We start from the raw sequence: 19944 nt of genomic DNA, 5'->3' as shown, positions 1-19944 counted from the left end.
GATTTTATACTAAATACATCGATTCTTTCCAGGGACTAGGGATTGGGGTAATCAGTTCCCCATTCCCCATCTTGACGATAGTCTCTCTTTGTTTTCACATCAACCCAACAAAAATTTATTCCTAACAAAACTATAGGACTCATATTTGATTTTTGCGAAGATAGGTACACTTTTATTCCTTCTTACTTCCTTTTCCCCGTTCCCTGTCCCCTTACTACGCAAACGACTTCGGGAATCAAAGGGGATTTTATAATAGTAAACATTGATTATTTTCAATAGTGAATCAATTTAAATCAAAACTAATCTACGATTTTTTTATGATAAATATTTCTAATCGATAGCTTTAGAGATTGGCATTTTACCATTTTATATTCTTGGGTAAATATAGAAGAAAGCAAAATCAACTCCAGATATTAATTTTTGGAGAAACCCAATGGTAGCACTCACAGCAAATATTCAAAATCTTTCTAACTCTGGGCTTTTGACAGTAGAAACTGTAGAAATAGCCAGAGAAACTTTAGGTATCCGTTGTTTGGATTGGGATCGTGAACGGTTTGATATTGAGTTTGGATTACGCAACGGCACTACCTATAACTCTTTTTTAATTCAAGGTGAGAAGATTGCTTTAGTTGATACTTCCCATAGAAAATTCGAGCGGTTATATCTAGACTTAATTACGGGATTAATTAATCCAAATGAAATAGACTATTTAATTATTAGCCACACAGAACCAGACCATAGTGGCTTAGTCAAAGATATTTTGCAGTTAGCTCCTGATATCACCGTGGTTGGTGCTAAGGTGGCTATGCAGTTTCTAGAAAATATGGTTCACCAGCCATTTAAATTGATGGTGGTGAAAAATGGCGATCGCCTGGATTTAGGCAACGGTCACGAGTTAGAATTTATCTCCGCGCCTAACTTACATTGGCCAGACACAATTTTTACCTACGACTATCAAACAGGCATTCTCTACACCTGCGATGTGTTTGGAATGCACTATTGCGATGATCATACCTATGATGAAAATTTTGCGGCAGTGGAAGCAGATTTTCAGTATTACTATGATTGTCTGATGGGGCCAAATGCCCGGTCAGTTTTAGCAGCTTTAAAGCGGATTGAAAAATTAGAAATTAAAACAATAGCTACAGGACACGGGCCTTTATTACAGCATCACATTCCAGCTTGTATAAAAAAATATCAAACTTGGAGTTTAGAACAAGCCAAAACTGAGAAATTAGTGGCTTTATTTTATGCTGAAGATTACGGGTACAGTGAGCATTTAGTCCGTAATATTGGGCATGGATGTACAAAGGCAGGTGTGGCTGTAGAACTGATTGATTTAAATAGTGCTGAACTACAAGAAGTTAGAGAAATAGTCGCACAAGCAGCCGGATTAATTCTTGCCATGCCCTCCCAAGCGGCGATGAATGCACAAGCAGCTTTAAGTACCATTTTGGCAGCTGTACATCAAAAACAAGCCATTGGTTTATTAGAATCTGGTGGTGGAGAAGATGAACCAATTTATCCCCTACGCAATAAGTTACAAGAATTGGGTTTAATAGAAGCCTTTCCCCCGATTTTAGTCAAAGAAACACCCAGCCAAAGCCTAGAAAAACTGTGTGATGAAGCGGGGACAGATATGGGGCAATGGTTGACCCGCGATCGCAATATCAAACAAATCAAATCAATTAACAGTGAACTAGAAAAAGCCCTTGGTCGGATTAGTGGGGGATTGTATATTATCACCACTAAAAAAGGCGAAATTCAAAGTGCCATGTTTGCCTCCTGGGTGACACAAGCCAGCCTCAACCCTTTAGGTGTAGCGGTAGCAGTAGGGAAAGAACGCGCCATTGAGTCCTTAATGCAAATAGGCGATCGCTTCGTGTTAAATGTCCTAGCAGAAGGCAACTATCAAGGATTAATGCGACATTTCCTCAAACGTTTTCCCCCTGGTGCAGACCGATTTGCTGGAGTGAAAACCTATCCTGCTAACAATGGCGCGCCCATTCTCGCCGAAGCCTTAGCTTACGTGGAATGTGAAATCAGCAGTCGCATAGACTGCGGCGACCACTGGATAATTTACAGCACAGTCCAAAACGGCAGAGTCGCCAACATCAACGCCCTCACCGCCGTTCATCATCGCAAAGTCGGCAATCATTATTAGAAGGCAAAAGTTATCACAATTCGCAATGGACTTCGTCCCGCTACGCTAACGCAATGGACTAACGTCCCGCTACGCTAACGCAATTAAGAAAGTCAGATACCATCTTGGTTTCAAGCTTTGCATCTGTTTCTTAGTTTTGGAGAATTGGTATTAGAATGCCCAATGCCCGATTCCCAATGCCCAATCCCCAATCCCCATTCCCCATTCCCACCACCATGTATAAATCCGTAGAAGATAACCCAATTTCTCTGTACGAAATTAATCGGAGTCGCATTGTCCGCAGCTTGGAACTGATTCAAGATGTGATTATTATTTCCCTGTGTATGGGATTATTTAGCTTCATGGTGATTCAGGTGCGAGATATGTTTCTCTCCCTGCTTCCCCCTTTAGACTTTCACATTGTCACCGCAGACATTTTATTTCTGCTGATTTTAGTTGAATTATTTCGCCTGTTGATTATTTACCTCCAAGAACAACGCATATCTATTGGCGTAGCGGTAGAAGTTTCTATTGTGTCCGTCTTACGAGAAATCATCGTCAAAGGCGTACTAGAAATTTCTTGGAGTCAAGTTTTAGCAACCTGCGCCTTTCTCTTAGTTCTCAGCATACTTTTAGTAGTACGAGTCTGGCTACCCCCAACTTTTGAAGGTATCGACCCAGAACAACAAATGTCTCAACGTTACAAGAACCGTGGTAAGTGAGGGACTAGGGATTGGGGATTGGGGACTGGGGATTAAGTAGACAAAGTAGATTTTTATTCCCATTCCCAATGCCCAATTCCCCATGCCCAATTCCCCATGCCCCATACCAAATTCCCATTTTAAAATTATGACTATATCAACTAACATTCGTCCCAGAGATGTACAGGTTGCAGAAATTGGTCAGAATACATTGGTGTTGCGATCGCGTACTTGGGAAAGATTAAAATTTGAGGTTGAGTATTCCCGTCAAAAGGGAACTACAGCCAATTCTTATCTCATCCAAGGTGACAAAACTGCTTTAATTGACCCGCCTGGGGAATCTTTTACGAACATTTTTCTGGATCAACTCGCCCAACATCTCCATTTTTACAGCCTCAATTACATTATTCTCGGTCACGTTAACCCTAACCGTACTGCCACTTTGAAGGCATTGTTAGCGCAAGCACCCCAAGTCACTCTCATTTGTTCTCGTCCGGCTGCTAATGTTCTCAAGTCTACTTTTCCCGAATGGGAATCACGTATTCAAGTCGTGCGTTGGGAAGATACCCTAGATTTAGGACAAGGACATCGCCTCAGTTTTATTACTGTTCCGACTCCCCGATGGCCAGATGGTTTATGTACCTATGACCCAGCTACGAAAATTCTCTATACAGATAAGTTTTTTGGCGCACATATCTGTGAGGATACTTTATTTGATGAGGACTGGAAAAAGTTAGAGGCAGAACGGCGTTATTACTTTGATTGTCTCCATGCACCCCAAGCTAAACAAGTAGAATTAGCGTTAGATAAGTTGACTAGTTTAGGTGCTAAATGTTACGCACCTGCTCATGGGGCAGTGATTCGCTATAGTTTGAGTCGGTTTAGTCACGATTATCGTCAATGGTGTCAAGCACAGAAATCACAGGATTTAACTGTAGCGTTACTGTATGCTTCTGCCTATGGGAATACAGCAATTTTAGCCCAGGCGATCGCTCAAGGTTTAATTGACAATGGCATTAATGTAGAGTCAATTAATTGCGAACTAACAGAACCAGCAGAAATCACGCGCATTATCGAAGCTTGCGACGGTTTTATTATCGGTTCTCCCACCCTTGGAGGTCATGCACCTACACAAATTCAAACGGCTTTGGGTATAGTGCTTTCTACAGCTGCAAAAACTAAGTTAGCTGGGGTATTTGGTTCTTATGGTTGGAGTGGTGAGGCTGTTGATTTAATTGAAAATAAGCTCAAAGACGCTAACTATCGTTTAGGATTTGACACAATTCGCGTCCGCTTCACTCCCACATCAGAGATATTACAAGCCTGTCAGAGAGCCGGCGCAAACTTTGCCCAAACCTTAAAGAAAACCAAGAAATTACGCACCACTCGCCAAGCCGTCACAGAAGCACAAATTGACCGCACCGAACAAGCTGTAGGACGAATCATTGGTTCTTTGTGTGTTGTTACCACTCGCGATCAAGACCATCACAAAGGTATTTTAACTTCTTGGATCTCCCAAGCCACCTTTAATCCCCCAGGAATTATGCTGGCTATTGCCCAAGAACAAAATGCCGATTTAATGCGTCATCCTGGCGACAAATTTGTGCTGAATATCCTCAAAGAAGGTAAAAACGTCCGGCGTTATTTTTCTCGTCAAAGCACATTAGGGGATAATCCCTTTGCCCACCTAGAAACCAAAACAGCTGACAATGGTTGTTTAATTCTGACTGAAGCCTTAGCCTATCTGGAATGTACAGTTATCAATCAACTCGAATGTGGTGATAGATATTTGATTTATGCCGTCATCGATAAAGGGGAAGTGTTAGAAGGTGACGGTGTGACAGCTATAGAACATCGGAAATCAGGTAGTTATTTTTAGAGGGTAAATGCTGAGTAATGAGTAATGAGTGCTGAGTGCTGAGTGCTGAGTGCTGAGTAATGAGTGCTGAGTAATGAGTGCTAAGTGTTGAGTGAAGTTTTTCTTCCCCTGCCCCCTGCCCCCTGCACCCTGCACCCCTGCCTCCTGCCCCCTGCCTCCTCTGCCTCCTCTACACCCCCAAAAAACCAAAAAACCAGAAATGTAAAGATTTCCTTACCGTTTCTGGTTTTTTATTTGAAGTAATGGTAAATTGATATACAGATTTAACAAATTTTTAATGATTGGGTTAGGCGATCGCCTGTCGATTGAGTGTAAATTTGCTCATTTAAAGCAGTAGGTATTGCAAGTAAGCAAGAAGGAAGCTCGGCGATCGCTAAAAAATTGATCTTATGATTCTGCGCCAGTGGTAGCTAAACGCTGTTCTTTGATGTTTTGTAGTTGCAACAACAGAGTATCAACTTCTGCTTGCAAGCTCATAAATTTGACTTGTTGATCACCTTGATAACAAGTTTTGGTTAGTTCGCGGACTCGCACAGATTGAGTTTCACGTTCAACAGTAGTAGATATACAAGTAGTCATCGCTATTTAAGTTCCACAACTCACACCTTCGGTAAGTAATATGATAAAGCAACTTTAAGCTTTGTTAAATGATTGTGTCATTTAAATCATTTACTCTAATATGTTACGGTCTGTATGATAAGTGACTGCGATAGTAGACCCTAAGTTCCAGAGTCTAGAGACTTCCAACTAAGAACGCATACTATCACGTTGATGGCAGGGGTGCAGGGGTGCAGGGGTGCAGGGGTGCAGGGGAAAACTTCACTCAGCACTCATTACTCATCACTCAGCACTCATTACTCATTACTCAGCACTCATCACTCATCACTCATCACTCCGTTCACCCACCTTACAGTTAGAATAACTCCCAACTATCATAGGAAGCATCTTGTCGTTATTAATACACATATGAGACTTCCTATAATTCCCCTCACACTGATTCTGGTTTTGGCTTCCCCCTCGCTAGCACAAGCACCAACACCCACAGCAGAAGAACAAATCACAGAAGCAATTATGCTGAATAATAATGCTGAGGGTGTGATTTATAAAGAATTTGTTGGGTTAAATGAACTACAAGCCGCCTTAACACAATTCCAACAGTCGTTAGCTATGTTCAGAAAATATGGTGCAGCAGCTGGAGAAGCTAACGCCCTTGTTAACATCGGCTATGTATATTTTCGTCAGGGTGAATATGCTAAAGCACTGGAGTATTTTCAATCATCTTTAGAGATTCACAGAAAAACCCGTGACAAACAAAATGAATGGATACCCCTTGCTTACATGGGTGAAGTTTATGTCAATTTGGGGCAGAATGTTAAAGCTATAGAAACATACCAAAGTGCTTTAGCCATTATCAAGGAATTGAAAGCTACTAACTCTCAAGACTCTAGTTATACTAGCAGTGAAAAAATTATTCTGGGTGATGTGGGTGCAGTTTATTTTCGCCTGGGACAATATGCTAAAGCTTTGGATTTTTATCAACAAAGTTTAGCTCTCCAAAAAGCCAGTAATGATAAAATTGGCAGTATTCAAACTCTCAATAATATTGGTGTTGTTCACGTTAATTTGGGTAAATATACTCAAGCTTTAGATGCCTATCAACAAGCTTTAAATAGTCTACAGGAATGCTGCTCTAATTATCTGGGTACACAAGCAGCAACTATGAACAATTTAGCGGGTGTTTATTTTAGTTTGGGGCAGTATCAAAAGTCTTTAGAACTAGCAGAGAAGTCAGCCAATATATATCAACGACTAGGTAGTACAAATTCTGAGGAACTAAATAAGCAAGATATTAAACTACTATACGATTATCTGGGTCAAAATTCTCAAGCCGTACAACAAGTTAGTAGTCGTGCTGTTGTAGGCGAGGCTTTTGGTAAAGACTCATTTCAGTTCCAAGGTAGGGCAGTAAATTTAAATAATATTGGGCAAATTTATGCTAATTTGGGTAAATATGACCAAGCTTTAAAACTTTATCAACAAGCACTCAATATCTATAAGGAAAACAACTATCAACCAGGAGTAGCAGTCACACTCAATAATATAGCAAGGGTGCAAAGTGAGCAAGGTAAATATCCCCAAGCCATTGAGTTAAATCAACAAGCCCTAACTATTTATAAACAAGTAGGCGATCGCACTGGTGAAGGTGTGACAATAAGTAATTTAGGACAAATCTATCAACAGCAAAACCAACTCGCCAAAGCTGGGGAACTATATCAGCAAGCTTTAGCCATACATCGGGAAGTTAGTGATAAAGCCAGTGAAGCTACAACCCTCAAGTTTTTAGCTGATAGCTTATCTGCACAAAATCAACCACAGCTAGCCATTGCATTTTATAAGCAATCAGTCAACTTAACAGAAGTAATTCGGCAAAATTTGCGCGTTTTACCCACTAATATTCAACAATCTTATACAGAAACCGTTGCCGAAAGATATCGCCGTTTAGCTGATTTATTACTCAAACAAAATCGCCCCAGTGAAGCACAGCAAGTTTTGGATTTACTCAAAATCCAAGAAATGAATGATTTTCTGGGAAATCAGCGCAGTACACCCAAGAAAATAGCCGTAGTTAATAATGGACAACGGGGAACAAATACAGAAACCCCCGCACCGCAAAACCTACCATTAAAGCCACAAGAACAAGACATTACACAAAAATATAGCGCGATTCAAGATAAAGCGATCGCCCTGGGACAAGAACTCACAAATTTGCGTAAAATTCCCCAAAGTTCACGTACACCTGCACAGGAAAAACGTCTTACAGAATTAGTGAAATTAGAACAAACAATTGCAGCTGAATTTAATAAATTTACCAAAAATCCGGCTGTAGTCGCCCTAGTACAACAACTCTCTACAAATTCTGGACAGGAAAACTTAAGCTTACGTCAACTCAACTCACTCCGAGATAATTTACGTCAGTTAAATCAAAAAGCAGTTTTATTATATCCCCTAGTTTTAGAAGACAGACTAGAGTTAGTTGTAGTAACTGCTGATTCACCCCCAATTCATCGTCCAGTCGCAGTCAAAGCTGCCGAATTAAATCAGACAATTGCGGAATTTCGCCAAACTATAGTTGTACCTTACAAAGATAGTAAAACCCCAGCGAGTAAATTATATAATTGGCTAATTAAACCCATAGAAAATGACCTCAAACAAGCTGATGCTAAAGCAATTATCTATGCTCCAGATAGTAAACTGAGATATATACCGTTAGCAGCATTATATGATGGGAAAAACTGGCTAGTTGAAAAGTATATTGTGAATAATATTACTGCTGCTAGTTTGACGAAATTAAACAACAAAACCCCAGCCTCCTTACCCACCCTAGCCGCAGCCTTTACCAAAGGTGATTATCAAGTAGCTGTTGGAGAAAGAAAAGAGGTATTAAGTGGGTTAGAATTTGCGAAAACTGAGGTCGAAAACTTAGCAAAAACAATCAAAGACACAAAGATTTTATTAGATAAAGAATTCAGCACTAAAGTAGTCATTCCCCAGATGAATGACTACAAGATTGTCCATTTAGCTACACATGGAATGTTAGTTAGTGGTGATCCTGAAGATTCATTTATTCTTTTTGGTGATGGTGAACGCGTCACCCTCAAAGATATAGAAAATTGGTCTTTACCTAATGTCGATTTAGTAGTGTTAAGTGCTTGTCAAACTGGCTTAGGAAAACAATTAGGTAACGGACAAGAAATTCTCGGTTTAGGATATCAAATCCAGCTTACAGGTGCTAAAGCTTCTGTTGCTTCTCTGTGGGCTGTTTCCGATGGTGGAACACAAGCCTTAATGGATGCTTTCTATGCAAATTTAAAAACTGGAAAAATCACTAAATCTGAAGCTTTACGCAACGCACAACTGCAATTATTAACAGCAGCAAATGGTCAATTTAAACACCCCTATTATTGGGCTTCATTTATTTTAATTGGCAATGGATTGTAATTTGAAAGGTGTAGGATTAATAAGTACACTCAGCACTCAGCACCGGCTAAACGCCGCGCTACCGCTAACAGCACTCATTACTCCTACATCCCTAAAAAAGACAAAGGCTTTTTTACTGATGCTGTTAAATCTGCAAAAGTACCTTCTCCAATCAATCGTCCTTCATCAAGGACAATTATCCAATCTGCGCGTTGCATGACATGAAGACGGTGAGTAATCATAATTGTAGTTTTACCACTGCGATCGCTCAATAATTGCTCTAGTAATCTAGCTTCACTAGATGGGTCAATAGAACCTGTAGATTCATCCATAATTAGAATAGGTGGACTACCAACAATTGCTCTCGCTATAGCTAATCTCTGACGCTGTCCACCAGAAAGATTAGCACCAAATTCACCCAAGACAGTTTGATATTTATCTGGTAGATGACTAATAAATTCGTCTGCACCTGTAATTTTACAAGCCTTAACTATCTCTTCAAAGGTAATTTCTGGCATACTTAAGCGAAAATTATTAACAATAGAACGACTCCAAAATTGTGCCTCTTGAGGAACTAATACAACTTGTTGACGCAAATTTTCTAGAGCAATATCTTGCAGATTATAATCACCTATTCTAATATTACCAGACTGTAGACTATAAAGCCCTGAAATCAACTTAGCTAAGGTACTTTTACCACAACCAGATTGCCCTACTATAGCAATTACTTTACCTCCAGGAATGGTGATTGAAAAATCCTGTAATAAATCTACTCTACCTGCATAGTGAAAATTTAAATTAGTACAAACAATATCAGCATTCGCAGAAATTTTTACCCAAGGTTTTTGTTCATTACCTTGGCTTTCAGGCGTTGTATCAATTACTTCCTCTAAACGCTGCAATGAAGTTTTTGCTTGGACAATCGCATTAGAAAAGCCAATTAACGCACCAATAAAGCTCAGGAAATTTCCATTCATACTATTGAATGCTAATAATTGCCCAAAAGTTATTTCTCGTGTAATGGCTAAACTACTACCAAACCACAATAAAATTACGCTACTCGTTGCTAATACTAGACTCGAAAAGACATTATTAATTGTGGAAATTTGTATAGTTTTCAATGCCAAATTTGCCAGTTTACCAAATTGTTCTTGTAACTCTTCCCATAACTGGGGAGCTATAGTCGCACTCTTGAGAGTAATAGCACCTTTAAAGGTTTCAACTAAAATCCCTTGATTTTCAGCTTCTAAAACTAATAAAGAACGAGTTTTTTGCTGAAGAATTGGTAAAAAAATTACAGTTGACACCGACATTAAAACGGCGAACAATAATGCCATGATTGTCAATTTACCACTATAGAAAAACATAAAAACTAGGGATACTACAGCAATCAACAGTTGACTGGGTAATCCAATCACTGATTGAGCAACTAACTGATTAATTTCTTGGATATCTCGTAAACGGCTAATAACTTCACCACTACGATGCGATTCATAATATATAAGTGGTAAATGAAGAATTTGTTTACCAAATTCCAGCACTAACCCTAGTTGCAATTTTTGAGAAAAGTGGGTAATTAAATTTGATTGTACTAGTCTGACAATACCACTCATTAAATTCATGACAACAGCAGCAATCATCACTGTTGTGAGTAGTTGATTATCTCCACGTACTAGCACCTCATCAGTGAGTAACTGTAATAAAAAAGGATAAATTAAAGATAGCAATCCCAAAAAAATGTTAAGTAAAAAAGCCTCCGTCAGAATAGCGCGATTATTCCATACAGGCTGCAAAAAACGCTGAAACTTACTTAAATCCTCATTGGGTTGACTAAAAAAGCGAATATTATCCGGCTCAAGTAAAAGCATGAGGCGATTTCCCCAACCCGCTAATAATTCATCTTTGGTGAGATAACGTACCCCAACAGCCGGATCAGCTATAATAAAACACTTTCCTTTTTTGCCATATAAAACTACCCAATGATTACCTTGCCAATGAATGATTGCTGGTAAAGATAACTGATGTAGTTGTTCTAAAATTTCTATGGCAACTCTTACACCCCTAGCATTAAATCCTAAAACTTCTGAGCCTCGTTTTAGCCCTAATAAAGAAGTACCCAGTTGTCCTGTACCTACAGCCTCACGAACACGGCTCATACTCAGTATACGCCCGTAGTGCTTGGCTACTGTAGCCAGACAAGCTGCTCCACAATCTTCTTCGCTGAACTGACGAACGAGCTGATAAGCCATAACATTGTCTGAAAATAGGGAGTAGGGAGGATGTATACACAACACTTTTCGTGTTTGTTGCTGAGATTTTCTCACGAAAAGCAGCAATGATGGTGAGTGAGTGCTAAGTGATGAGTAATGAGTGCTGAGTGATGAGTAATGAGTAATGAGTAATGAGTAATGAGTAATGAGTAATGAGTAATGAGTAATGAGTAATGAGTGCTGAGTGAAGTTTTTCTTCCCCTGCTTCCCCTGCTTCCCCTGCCCCCTGCCCCTCTGCCTACACAGTGATAGTATATTTTTTAAGTTGGAAGTACCTTAGCTGGTGCTGAGTGAATATATTAATCGCTTTTTTATGCTTGGCTATGAAATAGGTTTTATTGATATTTTCTTCTTTCCTGTTTCCCGTTCCCTTTCCACGCAAGTAAATCCTATACAAATACGGCTAGATAATTCTGCTTTCTGATGAGCGTAATTATATCTTGGGTATGGTTTTAAACTTTGCTAACACCTGTTAGGGTTGCTAATGAAATAATCACAACCGCAATCATTATGACTTTTACACAAACTGGTGATCCAACTATTCGCCAACACGTTCAAGCATGGCGACAATTAGATACAGACGAACAGTTGGCTTTATTCTGGTTTATCTACACAGAAATGGGTGAATCGGTTACACCAGCCGCGCCTAATGCTAGCACTGTTTCTCCAGAAATTGCTGAAGGTTTGTTTAATCAAGTCCAAGTATTAGATCACGAAGCACAATTACAGTTACAACGGGACTTAATTAACCGTGTAGATACTCGACTCTGTCGTCAATATGGCTCATTGAGTGATACAACAAAACTGCTATTTTGGTATCGTTTAGCTCAAGGTATGGACAGTAACACGATTGTACCAATGCCAGGGGATTATGAACTCTCTGATGAGGCGGAAGAGCTTTTAGATAGAATTAAATCATTGTCATTTGAACAGCAAATGACGCTTTTCCGTGACTATGTCTCTCCGATGGGTGCCGAACCAAAACCTGGTGCTGAAATTTAATAAACGGTTTCAATTTGGTATTTTTCTCCGACTGATTAAAGCATAGAAATTCCATTTGATTTGGAGAAAAATCTAAGTATAAGTAGCGGCGTGACAAGGCTAAAAGAGCGCATTACATTAAGAAATCAACCACAGATAAACGCTGGTAAAATCGATTTCTTAATGCACTATTTTAGTCTGGTCACGCCACTACGTATCTATTCAAAAATCAACAATCAGCCAAAAATCCAGCATAATGAGCAATTATGTTGCCTCTCACACGTAGGGAATATTGTAACTTTTAATACTTTTATCGTTTGAATTTACCCCGGTTATTTCCTTAAACTACTTGACAACCGTAAACCCGTTCCTGATTTACTGAGTGGTCTTTTTGGAAGAATCTTTAGTGTTAGCGATCGCGCAGCGTCTCGTAGAGAAGCTTACCGAAGGTATCGCGACTATGTGCAGGGTGATCAAATCAGTGGACAGTGGACAGGGAACAGTGATCAAGTAACTGATAACTGGTAAAATTCAGGGTGCGAGAGAGGAGAACATTAAAACATGGTAGCCATCCATACCGATTTAAATATTGCAGCCTTAGAAGCAGAATATAGTCAAAAATCCCCAAGGGAAATTCTCAAATTCGCCTTGGAAACCTTCGATAATCTGGCAATTTCTTTCAGTGGTGCAGAAGATGTTGTATTAATCGATATTGCATCAAAAATTACCACAAATTTCCGCGTATTTACACTGGATACTGGACGTTTACACCCAGAAACATACCAATTCCTAGATCAAGTCAGAAAACATTACGGGATAAAATTAGAAGTTATGTTCCCTGATGCGGCGGAAGTTCAAGCTTTAGTAGAAGAAAAGGGACTATACAGCTTTTATCAAGATGGTCACAAAGAATGCTGTGCAGTCCGCAAAGTTAGACCACTACGCCGTAAGCTGAATACCTTGGATGCGTGGGTGACAGGACAACGCAAAGACCAAAGTCCCAGCACTCGCAATCATATTCCAGTAATTGAATTTGATAGTGCTTTCTCTACGGAAGACCACCAATTGATTAAATTTAACCCCTTAGCAAATTGGTCTTCTGCTCAAGTTTGGGAATACATCCGCGCCTTGGATGTACCTTACAATAAGCTACATGAACTTGGCTTTATTAGCATTGGTTGTGAACCTTGCACCAGACCTGTGTTACCCAACCAGCATGAACGTGAAGGCCGTTGGTGGTGGGAAGAGTCCACAGCAAAAGAATGTGGTTTGCACTCAGGTAATTTACAGAAATAAGTAGATCGGCGTAAATAATTATTCTTGGAATAAGGCAGGGGGTGAGACAGCGCGGTCTTGGGGGTTTCCCCCATGAGCGACTGCGAACCCGAAGGGCAGGGGGCAGGCTTCCGCCGTGAGCGTCAGCCGAACGGGAGCAGGGGGAGAAAGAGTTTGAGCCTGATCTACTTTTCTTCACATAGTTTGGTTTTATTGCACCGACTTACTTAGTCAGATTCAGATCCCCGATTTATCGAAAAATTCGGGGATTTAATTATTAATTGGATGTACTAGCGTTGGAATTGAGAACTTCCTGCAAACGAGTTCTAAATTCACCTTTAGGATGTCCGCCTTTGACTTCACCGATAATTTGAAATTCGCCTTCCGGTGAATCACAAATAATATAGGTAGGCCATCCCATCTGAGATTTATCAGGATATTGAGTGAGCAAAATCTGACGATATTTGCGATAGGTAGCGGTATCCTGCATTTTTACGTCAATAAATTGCAAGCCTAGTTCTTCAGACACTTTTTGGTCATAAAAAGACATTTTGTGGCAGATACCGCACTCTTCAGAAGAAAATTTTACAACAGCTAAACTCATACAATTTTGGATTTTAGATTTTGGATTTTGGATTGTGGAATAGTTGATAAAACCGATATATTTAAGGATACCTCCATAGCCGACTGCTGAGATTAGGGAATGGGGCATTGGGCATTGGGCATTGGGCAAAGGAAGAAAACTCATGAGTGGTGAGTGCTGAGTGGTGAGTGCTGAGTGCTGAGTAGTGAGTAATGAGTAATGACTATTGACTATTGACTATTGACTATTGACTCTTGACTATTGACCATTGCGCGACGTAAAAAATCTCGAAAGGTTTCCGAGTGTGAGCAAATCTAGACATATGCGCTCAGATATGCTCTCTCTGCACAAAAATCATCGATAGTTCTCGACTAATATATAGCCATCGCCTGAAATCACGGGATGTTGAAGCTACAAATTATCCTTGAAATCAGGTATTTTTATGGCAAATGATTGGGCGATCGCTATGCTATTCTCTTAGTTATATATACTTGCTTAAGTATAAGTGAACACTACAAACATAGCGAGTGAGAATAGCTAAGAAGTCACATAAGGATAATTAATGAGAAAAACTCTACGGGAACTTTTCTCAAATTACTTATTCAAGAATGTATGTGATGACTTTGCGCTCGATTTACACCTATACAGTCATTAAATGGGTTATAATGCCCACGATTGGAAAAAATCTAGTCAAAAGATTGTGACATTCCTGGCAATCACACATTATCTGGGCTAGAATATAACTCCAATCTTGAGATAGAATGTAACACCAAGCAACTACCGATCACTAGGGCATACCAGTTCAATATCTACTCATCTACCCGTAAATGCCTTTGTGATGAGAGAACTACCAGGGAAGCTATTTCATTTCAGGTGTCTTCACCAATTATTTTTTCCAGGATAAATTTCAGTCTTCCGGATAAATTGCTGTAAAGGTTGACTGTAGTTTATGCAAAAAAAAAGCCCCTAGCTGGTGGCAGCCAACCAGGGGAGTCAATTATCAGGGTGCATCTACCAATTAATTGTTCTAGATTCCACACTAAATTCCGGAGGAATTGTCACAAATGGCGTTGCTTTTTTGCATTAGAAAAAAAAGCTCTCGTCGGTGGCAGTCAATTAGGGGAGTTATTGATTAGGGTACATTCGTCAATGTAATTTAACGTTTGCTAAGACAATTCAGTGACTTCTAAATACATCAATTATTTCTGGAGTTACTGATTGTCAATCATAAAAAAAAGCCCCCAGTCAAGTGTTAGCCAGCTAGGGGAGTTAGTTATCAGGGTGCATCTACCAATTAATTGTTCTACACCTCATTCTCATTTTCAGGATGAATTTACCAAAATTGCTGTTTGTTGTTTGCTGAAGTGAAAAAAAGCCCCCAGTCAGGTGTTAGCCAACTAGGGGAGTTAGTTATCAGGGTGCATCTACCAATTAATTGTTCTACACCTCATTCTCATTTTCAGGATGAATTTACCAAAATAGCTGTTTGCTGTTTGCTGAAGTGAAAAAAAGCCCCCAGTCAGGTGTTAGCCAACTAGGGGAGTTAGTTATCAGGGTGCATCTACCAATTAATTGTTCTACCCCTCATTCTCATTTTCAGGATGAATTTACCAAGATTGCTGTTTGCTGAAGAAAAAAAGCCCCCAGTCAGGTGTTAGCCAACTAGGGGAGTTAGTTATCAGGGTGCATCTACCAATTAATTGTTCTATGCCTCATTCTCATTTTCAGGATGAATTTACCAAGATTGCTGTTTGCTGAAGAAAAAAAAGCCCCCAGTCAGGTGTTAGCCAACTAGGGGAGTTAGTTATCAGGGTGCATCTACCAATTAATTGTTCTACCCCTCATTCTCATTTTCAGGATGAATTTACCAAGATTGCTGTTTGCTGAAGAAAAAAAAGCCCCCAGTCAGGTGTTAGCCAACTAGGGGAGTTAGTTATCAGGGTGCATCTACCAATTAATTGTTCTATGCCTCATGCTCATTTTCAGGATGAATTTACCAAGATTGCTGTTTGCTGAAGTGAAAAAAAAGCCCCCAGTCAGGTGTTAGCCAACTAGGGGAGTTAGTTATCAGGGTGCATCTACCAATTAATTGTTCTACCCCTCATTCTCATTTTCAGGATGAATTTACCAAAATTGCTGTTTGCTGTTTGCTGAAGAAAAAAAAGCCCCCAGTCAGGTGTTAGCCAACTAGGGGAGTTAGTTATCAGGGTGCATCTACCAATTAATTGTTCTACCCCTCATTCTCACTTTCAGGATGAATTTACCAAGATTGCTGTTTGCTGAAGAAAAAAAAGCCCCCAGTCAGGTGTTAGCCAGCTAGGGGAGTTAGTTATCAGGGTGCATCTACCAATTAATTGTTCTACCCCTCATTCTCACTTTCAGGATGAATTTACCAAGATTACTGTTTGCTGAAGAAAAAAAGCCCCCAGTCAGGTGTTAGCCAGCTAGGGGAGTTAGTTATCAGGGTGCATCTACCAATTAATTGTTCTATGTCTCATCCTCACTGTCAGGATGATTTTTTCAATGCTAAAAAATCCCTAGTGGCGATAACCAGCTAGGGGAGTTAATTATCAGGGTGTATATACATAATATTAGCATATTATTGGTATCATAAAATACGTATTATCCTCCTGATTGGGCGGATATCCCGTAAAAATTAGAAATTTTGCCCTATTTCCTGGGATGAAATAGACTGGAAATATTATTAAAAGAAAAAACCCCTAGTCAGGCGTTAGCCAACCAGGGGAGTTGAAGATCAAGGTGCATCTACCAATACAGTGTTCTGGGTGGATGGCAACTAATCCGGATAAAGTTGTAAATGTAGATAGAGGAAAACCTCTGATTTGGCAAAAATCAGTAGTCTAAGTTATCTACAGTATAAAAGGGAGCAGAAATCGAATTGAAACTTTGGCGTTTCAAGTTAGATTGAGGAGGCAAACGGGAAAAGTTGTGACCCAGGAATTCCATATTTCCGTGACACCAGTGGGGCAGAATGACTATTTGGTGCGGACGGAAAAAGTAGCGACAGGGGTGCCATTGGCAGAGGAATTAGTGAATTGGCCGGTGAATGATTGGCTGGCTATGGCTAGTCATCTGATGAATGACCCCTTAAAAATAGTCTTACAGGGAGAGACGATCGCGTCTGGTGCGATCGCAAATAACTCTGTAAACTTAGTGGCATTGGGACAACAACTTTATCAAGCCCTGTTTCAAGGCACACTCAGAGATAGTTGGATTACAGCTCAAGGAATTGCCCAAAATCAACAACAAGTGCTAAGGCTAAGATTAGGGCTGAAGGATAATAGATTAGCACGCCTACCGTGGGAAGTTATGCACGCAGGCGATCGCCCCCTGGCTACAGGCCCCTATGTTGCGTTCTCGCGCTTCCAAAGTGGCATTTCTCCCGCCTCTGGTGTTCCTTCTCATAATCGGCCTCAACTCCCAGAAGATGGCGTGATTCGAGTGTTGATGGTACTAGCTTCCCCTTCCGATCAGGCTAGTTTAAATTTACTCAAACAAGAAGCCATCAAATTACAAGCAGAATTACACCGTCAACTACCCAGATCCTTAAATGGCGGTTACTATCTGCCAGAAATTGAACTCACCTTGTTAGATCAACCAGGAAGAGAGGAGTTAACCCAAGCTTTAGAACAAGGTAGATTTCATGTCCTCCATTATTCGGGGCATAGTAATTTAGGGCCAAATGGTGGGGAAATCTATCTAGTTAGCAATAGAACAGGCTTGACAGAAACCCTCAGTGGTGATGATTTAGCGGGTTTATTAGTTAACAACAATATTAAAATGGCGGTATTTAACTCCTGTTGGGGAACATATACTGCTACTAGCGATATTCCTAGAGATTCTTGGGAACGTAATCTGACAGAAAGTTTAGTCAAGCGGGGTATTCAAAGCGTTTTGGCGATGTCAGAAAGGATTCCTGATGAAGTCGCACTGACACTTACCCAATTGTTTTATCGCAACCTTAGCCAAGGCTATCCTGTAGATTTATGCGTGAGTCGCGTTCGTCAAGGACTAATTTCGGCCTATGGTTCGCCTCAGCTATATTGGGCATTACCGATTTTATATCTCCATTCCGAATTTAACGGTTTTCTCTATCCCAAAACTACTAATGACAATCATACAGATGCCCTTGCAGAATACAGTCCACCTGTGAATCATAATTCCCTGCCGGCTGTAGGTTATTCTGCTGTGGTTGATGATGCTGATATGTCTGTACCCATTGAAGGGACGATTCCTTCGGAGTTAGCCCGTGACAATTCTGGTTTAGACTGGCTAGGAGAAGATACTTGGGGTGATTTAGTCGATGAAATCGAATACGATGATCCCACTTATGCTGAAGATTATGCTTTTGTTTCTGATATCTTTCGTCAGTTAGAACAGCCAATCACGGAAAACGAAGTTGCAGCACCACCGCCACCCATTCCACCACCTCAACCTCATCAAACTGTATCAGAAACTCCTGTTCATGCTGCACCCAAAGAAGCAGAGTCACCCAATTTAGTACCTGTGACTAAAAATGCTGGCTCTCAAAGTGTACCCAAGGTGCATAATTTCCGCCCTGCATCGTCGAAAAAACGCCAACGCCGTCAAAAAAGCCCAATATTAGCTATGGTTGGTGTAGGTGCGATCGCTTTTGTCGTATCTTTTACTTTGTTGTGGCAAATTCGCCAATCCTCTAGACGGGACACTCCCCCCATTCCTTCCCCGACTCAAACTAGTCAGACTTCTACAGATATTCAGCAAATGTCTACAGAAATGGTAACAACCATTGCCACAAACAAATTAAATCAAGGTGAATTGGAAGCGGGGTTAGCAGCTGTAGAAGAATTATTAAATCGCAATGCGCTAGATAATGCGGAAATAGCTTTAAGTTTAATTTCTCGTCAGGACATTCAAAAACCTGCTGTTAACTTTCTCAGAGGCCGATTAGCTTGGCAATCTCTCAAGCGAGAAAATACAAAATACAGCATTGACGATGTGCGTCGTTATTGGGACAATGCGGTGCGGGGAAATCCCGACTCATCTGAATATAAGAATGCTTTGGGTTTTGCCTATTATCTGGAAGGCAACTTAAACCAAGCTAATGCTTCTTGGCTACAGGCTTTAAGTTCAGCATTGGCAACGCAAAATTCTGATTCTCAGGTGCAATTACCGCCGGAAGCCTTAACTTCCTATGCTGGTTTAGCCTTGGGAATGTATAAATCTGCACGAAGTCTCACAGGAAATAAGCGGACTCAATATCTCAAAGAAGCGATCAAATTGCGACAAACCGTCCTCCAGCAAGATCCGTTAAATTTCCAAGCTGATAAATTAGGGAATAATTGGTTGTGGACAGAAAGGACTATAGCAGATTGGCGATCACTACTGCGACAAAGAGAAATCACCGAAAATTAGTTGATGATGGTTTGGCGATGTTCTAGCCATAGGATAGTTGCTGTACCGATGGCGTAAGCAATTATATCTTTCCAGTCAAATGTACTACCTAAAGCCACGGCTAGAATTTTATATTTTTGCCATCCTAAATAATTCACAAAGTTAAAATATTGCAAAACTTCAATCAGACAAGCAAAGGCAAATACTGATAAAGCTACAGTCAATGATTTGATTTGCCAAAAGGCTTTGATAAAGCAATAAATCAGAATAACTACTAAAACATCTCCAATCAAGGGACGGATAAAACCATCATTTATAAATACAGCAATACATACCTCAATGATGAATAATATAATTGTCCAGTAAAAATATTTTTGGTTGAATTTGAGCATAATTATTTAATTGGGCATGGGGAATGGGGCATTGGGCATAGGAAGAACAGTAGATGCAGTTATAACTTAAATTTTGAATTAGGAACATAGCAAAGTGACGCAGTGGTTAGCATTACTGATTTCTTTGGTTATTGAAATACCAATGGTATTTTTTATATTAGTAATTATGCGTCAGTTGTCTTTAGATGATATCTATAAAGTATTGATTTTCGCCTGTGGTGCTACTCTTTTTACTCATCCTTTAGCTTGGGAAAGTAACCAGATGTTGATTCCCTATCTGGAATTTCCTTGGAGGGTAGGGTTAATAGAAATTATTGTGGCGATCGCGGAAGGTATTTTGTATAAGAT

At 40.1% G+C, this 19944-nt stretch carries 15 protein-coding genes; 10 read left to right on the top strand and 5 right to left on the bottom strand.

Annotation, left to right across the window (positions count from 1 at the left end; genetic code table 11):
- Positions 1–433: 433 nt before the first annotated feature.
- From CV014_RS27350 to CV014_RS27335, 4 genes are all read left to right on the top strand, one after another.
- Entirely contained in the window at positions 434–2164 is a 1731-nt protein-coding gene (locus tag CV014_RS27350) for a diflavin flavoprotein (RefSeq protein ID WP_236144895.1), read from the top strand.
- 215 nt (positions 2165–2379) lie between these two features.
- The gene (locus CV014_RS27345) at positions 2380–2865 is read left to right on the top strand and encodes a phosphate-starvation-inducible PsiE family protein (protein ID WP_236144897.1); all 486 of its coding nucleotides are present in this window, start codon (positions 2380–2382) and stop codon (positions 2863–2865) included.
- 11 nt (positions 2866–2876) lie between these two features.
- A complete protein-coding gene (locus CV014_RS27340) occupies positions 2877–2996 on the top strand; it encodes a histidine kinase (RefSeq protein WP_236144894.1) in 120 nt (39 codons plus the stop codon).
- Complete coding sequence (locus CV014_RS27335) at positions 2993–4723, top strand: diflavin flavoprotein (RefSeq protein ID WP_236144893.1); 1731 nt, start codon at positions 2993–2995, stop codon at positions 4721–4723. Before CV014_RS27340 ends, CV014_RS27335 begins: the two co-directional genes overlap by 4 nt.
- Here CV014_RS27335 and CV014_RS27330 read toward each other — a convergent pair.
- Both CV014_RS27330 and CV014_RS27325 read right to left on the bottom strand, forming a co-directional pair.
- Positions 4706–4858 carry a hypothetical protein gene (locus tag CV014_RS27330; RefSeq protein WP_236144892.1) on the bottom strand — a complete coding sequence of 51 codons (153 nt, stop codon included), beginning with the start codon at positions 4856–4858 and terminating at the stop codon, positions 4706–4708. The genes CV014_RS27335 and CV014_RS27330 overlap by 18 nt on opposite strands.
- 252 nt (positions 4859–5110) lie before the next feature.
- The gene (locus CV014_RS27325; RefSeq protein WP_236144891.1) at positions 5111–5302 is read right to left on the bottom strand and encodes a hypothetical protein; all 192 of its coding nucleotides are present in this window, start codon (positions 5300–5302) and stop codon (positions 5111–5113) included.
- A 209-nt stretch (positions 5303–5511) separates the two neighbouring features.
- Here CV014_RS27325 and CV014_RS30260 point away from each other — a divergent pair, with 209 nt between their 5' ends.
- Positions 5512–5640, top strand: coding sequence for a hypothetical protein (locus tag CV014_RS30260; protein WP_268964924.1), 129 nt, complete (start codon positions 5512–5514; stop codon positions 5638–5640).
- 49 nt (positions 5641–5689) lie between these two features.
- Positions 5690–8722 carry a CHAT domain-containing protein gene (locus CV014_RS27320; protein WP_236144890.1) on the top strand — a complete coding sequence of 1011 codons (3033 nt, stop codon included), beginning with the start codon at positions 5690–5692 and terminating at the stop codon, positions 8720–8722.
- Positions 8723–8805: 83 nt separating this feature from the next.
- Here CV014_RS27320 and CV014_RS27315 read toward each other — a convergent pair whose 3' ends face one another.
- Complete coding sequence (locus CV014_RS27315) at positions 8806–10950, bottom strand: peptidase domain-containing ABC transporter (RefSeq protein ID WP_236144889.1); 2145 nt, start codon at positions 10948–10950, stop codon at positions 8806–8808.
- Between the two features lie 531 nt (positions 10951–11481).
- On the opposite strand from CV014_RS27315, the gene CV014_RS27310 reads away from it, so the two are divergent.
- Together CV014_RS27310 and CV014_RS27305 are read left to right on the top strand one after the other, a co-directional pair.
- A complete protein-coding gene (locus CV014_RS27310; RefSeq protein WP_236144888.1) occupies positions 11482–11973 on the top strand; it encodes an orange carotenoid protein N-terminal domain-containing protein in 492 nt (163 codons plus the stop codon).
- 540 nt (positions 11974–12513) lie between these two features.
- A complete protein-coding gene (locus CV014_RS27305; protein ID WP_236144887.1) occupies positions 12514–13248 on the top strand; it encodes a phosphoadenylyl-sulfate reductase in 735 nt (244 codons plus the stop codon).
- A gap of 256 nt (positions 13249–13504) precedes the next feature.
- Here CV014_RS27305 and CV014_RS27300 read toward each other — a convergent pair whose 3' ends face one another.
- Positions 13505–13831, bottom strand: a complete 327-nt coding sequence (locus CV014_RS27300) for a thioredoxin family protein (RefSeq protein WP_236144896.1) — start codon at positions 13829–13831, stop codon at positions 13505–13507.
- A gap of 2928 nt (positions 13832–16759) precedes the next feature.
- Between CV014_RS27300 and hetF the strand changes: the two genes are divergently transcribed.
- Complete coding sequence (hetF, locus tag CV014_RS27295) at positions 16760–19225, top strand: cell division protein HetF (RefSeq protein WP_236144886.1); 2466 nt, start codon at positions 16760–16762, stop codon at positions 19223–19225.
- On the opposite strand, the gene CV014_RS27290 is transcribed toward hetF, so the two are convergent.
- Entirely contained in the window at positions 19222–19596 is a 375-nt protein-coding gene (locus CV014_RS27290; protein ID WP_236144885.1) for a ribosomal maturation YjgA family protein, read from the bottom strand. The genes hetF and CV014_RS27290 overlap by 4 nt on opposite strands.
- A 94-nt stretch (positions 19597–19690) precedes the next feature.
- Between CV014_RS27290 and CV014_RS27285 the strand changes: the two genes are divergently transcribed.
- The coding region (locus CV014_RS27285) for a hypothetical protein (protein WP_236144884.1) at positions 19691–19944 on the top strand (254 nt) is incomplete at its 3' end.

It is taken from the genome of Nostoc sp. CMAA1605, from assembly GCF_021596505.1.
GTDB lineage: Bacteria > Cyanobacteriota > Cyanobacteriia > Cyanobacteriales > Nostocaceae > Trichormus.
The sequence above is the reverse complement of the archived record's forward strand: the minus strand, read 5'-3'. Positions and strand labels throughout refer to the sequence as shown.